Raw genomic sequence first — 6847 nt, forward strand, 5'->3', positions numbered from 1 at the left:
CTTTCCTTATCAGGTATCGGGCCACTCGGGCTGGATGAGCTGGAAGAGCTCCCGGAGCCCCTCCTCGTCCAGCCCGCAGTCCCAGTCGCAGCTTTTGAACTCGGCGGCGTAGATCGTGCTGTCCCCGTCGGCCATCAGTACGAAGCGGTTGCCGGTCCGGGAGCGGGTCTCCCGGTTGGGACCGGTCAGCTTGTAGATCGTCAAAAATTCTTGGGGCGTCGCACCGGGGTCCTGATCCTTCCAGTAATAGAAGGTCGTGGCCCGTTCGCCGCTGACAATGTTGCTCTTTGCCAGGGTGATCACGCCGTCCCACGCATCGGGCAGGATCAGATACCACCCCTCCGAGTCGTTAAAATAGGTGTTAAACACTCGGATGGGGCTGCCCTGCAGGTCGTACTGCTGCCAGAGCACCGACCAAAAGCTCTCGGCATTCTCCTTGGCGTAGGCGGGCAGCAGACTGGGCCGAGGCAATTCCAGGATGCCGTCCCGGTTGATGTCCCGGGCCGCCACCGTACGCATGGAGTTCACCCGCCGGGTGCTCTCGCTCATTCCGCTCTCCGTATTCAGCGTGATGTTGACCAGGCGGCCATCCCGCCAGGCAAAGATGTCGGTGATGGTACTGATGCCGTTGCTCAGGTCGGAAGTGACGAAGAGCGCCGGAGCGGTCAGGCCGCCGTTTTTCACCGACCCGTTTCGCATGGCGGATATGCTGATAATCTCCTTCGACATGGGAGCGGTGTCCCGCAGGTTCATGGTCTTGTCGTTGGAGTCGTAGTCGAACAGATCGGCTTGTCCCTCGCCCTGGATGCTGTTGAGGTTGAGCACCATGATCTCCTTCTGGTTGTCCTTGTCGATGTCCAGCAGGGAGAACCGGTTATAGGAGGTGAACATCAGCTCCACATACTGCCCCTCCTGGTCGGAGTAGCGGTAAGCACCCAAATTATAGACCAGGCTGCTGATTTGCCAGCTCACCACCAGCTCCTTGTTTCGGAGATCATCGTCCAGGTTCTCATAGTCTACCGAGTAGATGGCGTTGCCGTCCCCCTTGATGACCGACTGGACCTCATAAGATTCGTCCTCCAATTGATGGAAGATGTAGATTTGAAGCTGCTGCTCGTCCCCCAGGATACGGAAAAAAACCACAGCCTCCTGCACGCCGTCGCCGTCCAGGTCCACCAGTTGGATGGGCTGGGTGTTGGTGCCCTGAACAGGGCCCGCGTACTCCGCACCGGCGGCCCGGACCTCGTCAATCTTGGTATACAGGTTTTGATAGTCTGCCGGCGGCTCCGGCAGGCTGTAGAGATCGTCCGGCGGCTGAAACAGGCAGCCGGTCAGCAGAAGGAATACCGCGGCCACCAGGACCATTTTGCATTGAGCCACTCGCATGTCCGCTTTTCCCCCTTCTTTTGACCGCATGCTGCTATCTATCTAAGTATCATACCATATATCTGTTGTTTTGGGTATGGGGATTTTTTGATTTTTCACCCATATTGTTTCAATTCCGCTCTTGCCATTCGGATTTTTTTTGTGTATAATACTTGAGTATCCTTTGCCGGTGTGATGGAATTGGTAGACGTGACGGACTCAAAATCCGTTGGTGGCGACATCGTGTCGGTTCGAGTCCGACCACCGGCACCATGTCGAATGTTCATAACGACAATGAATATTCCGTAGACAGGAGTAATCGAAAGATTGCTCCTGTTTTCGTTTATCCGGCCTTGCGTGTGATGTACTCGACGGCCACGCCCTGTCGGGTGTCTATCGTCACGCTGGACGGCAAAGAAGCAACCTCCGGCATATCCAGTACGCCGATAAAGTTGTAGTGGATGTCAAGCTGCTGCGTCCGGTTTTTCCCGGTCCCCTGTGCCTGATGGACAACGATCTTTTCCACCATTTCATGGAGGACCAGCGGCGTAAGCTCCTGTATGTCCGTATACTTTCGGACAAGCCGCAGAAAGCTGGCAGCGTTCATTCGGCTTTTCTTATCCTTGTCGATCTCCGCCCGCAAAGCGGAGATTTTCTTTTTCAGGATAAGCTGCTCGTCGTCATACCGCTTCGTGAGCATCATAAACCGCTCGTCGGACAGCTTTCCGCTGGCATTGTCCTCGTAGGTCTTGGAGAAAAGCCCGTCCAGCTCGGCACATCGGGTCAGGTTGGCCCGAAGTTCCTCTTCGCGCCGTGCACTCTCACGCTCGGCCACTTCCAGGGTCTTTGCCATCAGCAACTTTACAAAGTCCTCCTCCTTATCCTGTAAGAAGGCCGTCAGCCGTCGAATTTCCAAAAGCATGACCTGTTCCAGCGCGTCCACCCGAATATAGTGGGTCTGATTGCAGGTGCCCCGATTGCCCCGATAGTTGGAGCAGTTGAAGTATTGCAGTTCCGTATGCGGGTGATTGACGTTGAAATGCAGCTTGCGGCCACAATCCGCGCAGTAGAGAAGTCCGGCAAACATATTCTTTTCCACCTTCTTCGGCTGCCTGCGCTTCGTACCCTCCCGGATACGCTGTACCATCTCCCAGGTCTGACGGTCAATGATGGGCTCATGCACGCCCTCAAAGATCACATGGTTTTCCTCGGGGTTTTCATACCGCCGCTTATCCTTAAAGGATTTGGAGTAGGTCTTGAAATTGACTACATCCCCCATGTACTCGCGGGAGGTCAATATCTTGTTCACCGTGTTTGAGCTCCAATGATAGGGGCTTTCGGAAAAAGGCTTTCTCCCCGGCTTCCTGACGCCTTTCAGCTTCCAATACTCCGTAGGCTTCAGGATTTCCTCCTGTTCAAAGATAGCGGCAGTCTTGTCGATCCCGTACCCGTCAATGCACATCTGGTAGATGCGCCGCACCACGGCGGCCGCTTCCTCGTCAACGATCCAGTATTTGGGGTTTTCGGGGCTTTTCACATAGCCGTAGGGCGGCAGAGAAAGCGGGACACCGGCATTACCGCGCAAACGCTGGGAGCTTCGGATTTTACGGGAAATATCCCGGGCGTACCACTCGTTAGACAACCTCGAATAAAGAATGACGGTTTCATTCCTCAATATAGCCTACAAAATTGTAGTAGATGTGAATATCCCGTTCCTCATGACCGTCCACAGTATGGCGTTCGCTGATCTCAATTTTCTGGATCAGCCGCACCAGCGTGGGGCGGTCAAGTTCTTCAAGCTGGGCGTAATCCTGCATCATATCCAGCCATGCGTCCACGGACTTCTCACTCTCCCGGCTGACGGCAAGTTGCTCGGTCAACTCCCGGCTGCGCTCCTGCTTTTCTCTGCGCTCGACCTCATATTGATTGAGCAAATTGATGCACACGCTCTCCGGGATGCGGCCCATGACCTTATCCTCGTAGGCGGCTTGAATCAATCTATCCAGTTCCGGCAGCCGCTTGCCAATGGCGTTTAATTCCGCTTGCAGCGTCCGGGTTCTCTCCACGCTGGCCGTGTGTTCTCTTGCGAGAAGCTGTTCCCGCAGACTCTCCCGGCTGTTCTGCGCCCACAACGCCTTGCAGCGAATATCCGTCAGCACCACCTGTACCAATTCCAACCGCCGCTGTTTGCTCATTCTCGGCATTTTCACGCTCCTGTCTGTCGCCAAAGCACCACGCTCCGGCAGACGGTCAAATTGTAAATCCCGGTATCATTTTCGGGCTTTTTTCGCTCTGTACGCTCCGTTTGTAGAACGTGCGGTATTGCGGTATGGGTAAGTCCCTTCGGCGCGTTCTGTGCGCTTTCGGGTCGGGATATTTGCCCCGGAAAAACGTGCTAACGCAGCTTAGCTCATCATGCTCTGAATGACCCTCACTACAAGTGAGGGTCATTATCGCTCCCGTGCGCTCCATTTCGGTCACAGAAAGTTATCGGACGGTTCACAAAATATTTCGCACGAATCGGTTGCATATTTCGTCCGATTCGGATATAATAAGAATGAACCAAATCACGAAGGGAGGAACCAGATCATGTCGATTACTGCGACGGAACTGAAAAGCAATCTCGGAAAGTATCTTCTGCTTGCAGCGACGGAGGACATTTTCATCACCCGCAACGGCAAGGTTGTCGCCAAGCTCTCCAATCCCCATCAGGACAGAGTGGACATTGCCAAGTCCCTGTTCGGGATTCTTCCGGCTGATGTGACGTTGGAGGAAGCGAAGGAAGAAAGGCTGAACCGGATATGAGAGCTGTCATTGACACCTGCGTCATCGTGGACGCGCTGCAAAGCCGCGAACCGTTCTGCAAGGATGCGCAGTCGATTTTCCTGCTCTGTGCCAACCGGCAGTTTGAAGGCTTCCTGACGGCGAAAGCTATCACGGATATTTACTATCTGACACACCGGCAGACCCACAGCGACAAAGCAACCCGCGACGTTCTGACTAAGCTCTGCGCGTTGTTCGGTCTGCTGGACACTACGGCGCTGGACATCCGCAAGGCGATCTCAGCGGAGATTTCCGATTTTGAGGATGCCGTGATGGTCGAAACGGCGGTGCGCTCCGGCGTGGACTGCATCGTGACGCGGAACACGAAGGATTACAGCAAAGCGCCGATCCCCGTGTACGCTCCGGCAGCGTTCATAGAGCTGCTGACCGAAACAAGTGAAGATCAGACGGATTGACCGTCCGCAAATGCCGCCGCTTCTGGCGGCATTTTGCTTTTTATCGCTCCTGCTCATGGCTGCGCCCTCGCTTCGGCTGCGGCATCGCCATCTGATAGTTGCGCTGCATAGTCATCAGCTCATGCAACCGGTCGCTTTTCTCGCGGTAATCGTTGTAACACTCGTTTTTCTGGGACACGAGGGACTGAATCTCTGCAACGACCTCCTTGCGCTTCGGGAGCTGCTTGGGTGTGCCCAGCTTGTCAAGCTGGCGCTTGGCAGCGTCGTTGATGATAAAATCCGCTTCATGCGCGGCATGGAATTTCTGCTTGTCCTTTTCCTTGCGGATCGCACGATACTCCTTGATGACAGGATAGGTTTTGCGGTAATTGTCCATCGCTTCCAGCAATGCCTTTTTATCCGTCACCTTGGCAGCGGCTGTATCATAGCGGCTGCGGGCTTCCCGTGCTTCCGCACCGGCGGCATCCACGGCGGCGTTCAGCTTATCCGGCGATAGAAGGTCATGCTCCTGCAAGTATAGGAAGGTTTTTGACCATGCCTTGAGGTTGTGCATCGTCGCCCAGCGGTCATAGCCGATGCCCTTGCCCTCGGCGCGTTTTGCTTCACGGTCAACCATGCGCCCAATGGAGGGGGCTTGTGGTACGCTCTGCTTCGGGGCAGACCTGCCGGATGCACCCTCGTTTGAAGATAGGGTGCGGTCAAGAGGAATAGCATCATTTGAAGTGAGGGTATTTTCAGGACGCAGGGCTTTTTGCTCCAAAGCGGCAAGCACGGCAGCTTTATCAAAGCTGTCGCCCAGCTTCCGCGCCGTGATGGGCTTCGTGCGGTCTGGGGTGAGGTAGGAAAACCGTCCTCGGCTCTCCTTGACGGTCACGCCGTATTGCAGGAGCTTCCGCGCAAAATCCTCGACGGTGAACGATTCGTTCAGAGCTTTTTGGATAATCTGTCGCAGCTTCTCCTTGTCGGTTTCAAAGCGTGTCGGCTTGGTGGGCTTGCCCTCTGCGGCAAGGGCGGCGTTTTCCTGATCCAGCGCAGCCTGCCCCTTTTTCTTCGCCCAATACTCGCGCTCGGTGACGCGGCTTGCGCTGCCGTTCAGAAGGTCGATCTGATAAAGCCCGGCTTCGTGGCACAACTCCATGACCTCGGATTTGAAATATTCCATCGCAGCGTCGGTGCAGCGGTGTTTGCATCCGGCTTTTGTGTCGGCGGGTCTGTCCATGTAAGGCAACAGCGGTACATTTTCAATTCGCAGACTGTTGATGACGATATGCACATGGATGTTGCCGGACTGATTATGCCCGTCCGGGTGGGTGCAGACGAGCGCCTGATGACCGGGAAACTGCTCCCAGCAAAACCTCTCGCCAAGCTCCTGCGCCTTATCTACGGTCAGCCCGTTGTCCGGGCCGTCCCGTGGATCAAAGCTGATGATGTAATGGTGGCTCTTGACATCCTCGCGCTTCTGATTCTTGCCATAGCGGAGATTGGAGCGCATACAGGCAACCGCAAAATCTTCCTCGCCGCAGTTCAGGGTGGAAATGCGGTAATCCTCTCTCGGCACAAGCCGCCCGTCCGCGTCCAGCGTGGGCTTCATGGTAAACTCGTCGTGCGCAAAGGTCAGGTATTTTTCAGCGTCACCGTAGTTTGCGTTTTTAGAGCTGATATGTTTGAACGTTGCCAACGGCTTATTCCACCCGGTGCTGGGTGCAATGGTTCTTGCCGAACGCACCATAGGTCTTACAGGCGTAAATCTGCTGCGGGTGCTTGGCGTGGGTGGTGCGGATGGTCAGTGACTTGCCGCACTCGCCGCACTTGATAAGCCCGGCAAACAGGCTGGTTTCCCCGTCTTGCCGGGGGCGCTGGCGGGATTTCAGTCCGGCGTCCTCCAATTCTTTCAGGGAACGCTTGACGGTCACGGCGCTGCGGGACAAGGCCGCTGCCAGCTCCACAATGGGGAAACGGACAAACAATATCCCGTTGGTATCCTCCGCACCTCCTGCAAGGGTGGCGTCCAGCAGGCGGGCATACATTACCTTTGCGGTGCTGCTGATTGGTAGCCGTAACATGGCGGCGGGAAGTGGCATACAGGGCGGCAGAACGGTGTCTGCGGTCATAAATTCAAATTCCATTTAGTCGGTTTTCTCCTTTCGCTTGGCTCGTTTGGACAGGTAATGGGGGCAGTCGATCACGACAGCCCGGAAGCTCTGTTTGCACTCATGCTGACACTTCCGGCACAGGTCGTTGTA

At 55.4% G+C, this 6847-nt stretch carries 7 protein-coding genes and 1 tRNA gene; 3 read left to right on the plus strand and 5 right to left on the minus strand.

Features of this window, described 5'->3' with window-relative positions; translation table 11 throughout:
- Positions 1–9: 9 nt before the first annotated feature.
- On the minus strand, positions 10–1386 hold the full coding sequence (locus B3H64_RS07945; RefSeq protein ID WP_286734275.1) for a hypothetical protein: 1377 nt from the start codon (positions 1384–1386) through the stop codon (positions 10–12).
- 165 nt (positions 1387–1551) lie between these two features.
- On the opposite strand from B3H64_RS07945, the gene B3H64_RS07950 reads away from it, so the two are divergent.
- A tRNA-Leu gene (locus B3H64_RS07950) sits at positions 1552–1638 on the plus strand.
- Between the two features lie 70 nt (positions 1639–1708).
- On the opposite strand, the gene B3H64_RS07955 is transcribed toward B3H64_RS07950, so the two are convergent.
- A complete protein-coding gene (locus B3H64_RS07955) occupies positions 1709–2950 on the minus strand; it encodes a DUF4368 domain-containing protein (RefSeq protein WP_050618576.1) in 1242 nt (413 codons plus the stop codon).
- Positions 2951–3029: 79 nt separating this feature from the next.
- Positions 3030–3569 carry a DUF4368 domain-containing protein gene (locus tag B3H64_RS07960; protein ID WP_050618577.1) on the minus strand — a complete coding sequence of 180 codons (540 nt, stop codon included), beginning with the start codon at positions 3567–3569 and terminating at the stop codon, positions 3030–3032.
- A gap of 385 nt (positions 3570–3954) precedes the next feature.
- Between B3H64_RS07960 and B3H64_RS07965 the strand changes: the two genes are divergently transcribed.
- Both B3H64_RS07965 and B3H64_RS07970 read left to right on the plus strand, forming a co-directional pair.
- Complete coding sequence (locus B3H64_RS07965; RefSeq protein WP_050618578.1) at positions 3955–4170, plus strand: type II toxin-antitoxin system Phd/YefM family antitoxin; 216 nt, start codon at positions 3955–3957, stop codon at positions 4168–4170.
- Positions 4167–4604 (plus strand): PIN domain-containing protein, encoded by a 438-nt coding sequence (locus B3H64_RS07970; RefSeq protein WP_050618579.1) that lies wholly within the window; start codon positions 4167–4169, stop codon positions 4602–4604. The genes B3H64_RS07965 and B3H64_RS07970 overlap by 4 nt, the downstream gene beginning before the upstream one ends.
- 40 nt (positions 4605–4644) lie before the next feature.
- Here B3H64_RS07970 and B3H64_RS07975 read toward each other — a convergent pair whose 3' ends face one another.
- Both B3H64_RS07975 and B3H64_RS12070 read right to left on the minus strand, forming a co-directional pair.
- Entirely contained in the window at positions 4645–6282 is a 1638-nt protein-coding gene (locus tag B3H64_RS07975; protein ID WP_050618580.1) for a relaxase/mobilization nuclease domain-containing protein, read from the minus strand.
- 4 nt (positions 6283–6286) lie between these two features.
- Positions 6287–6730, minus strand: coding sequence for a recombinase zinc beta ribbon domain-containing protein (locus tag B3H64_RS12070; protein WP_414653487.1), 444 nt, complete (start codon positions 6728–6730; stop codon positions 6287–6289).
- Between the last annotated feature and the right edge of the window lie 117 nt (positions 6731–6847).

This window comes from Intestinimonas sp. UBA1698, assembly GCF_002320075.1.
Lineage (GTDB): Bacteria > Bacillota > Clostridia > Oscillospirales > Oscillospiraceae > Intestinimonas > Intestinimonas massiliensis.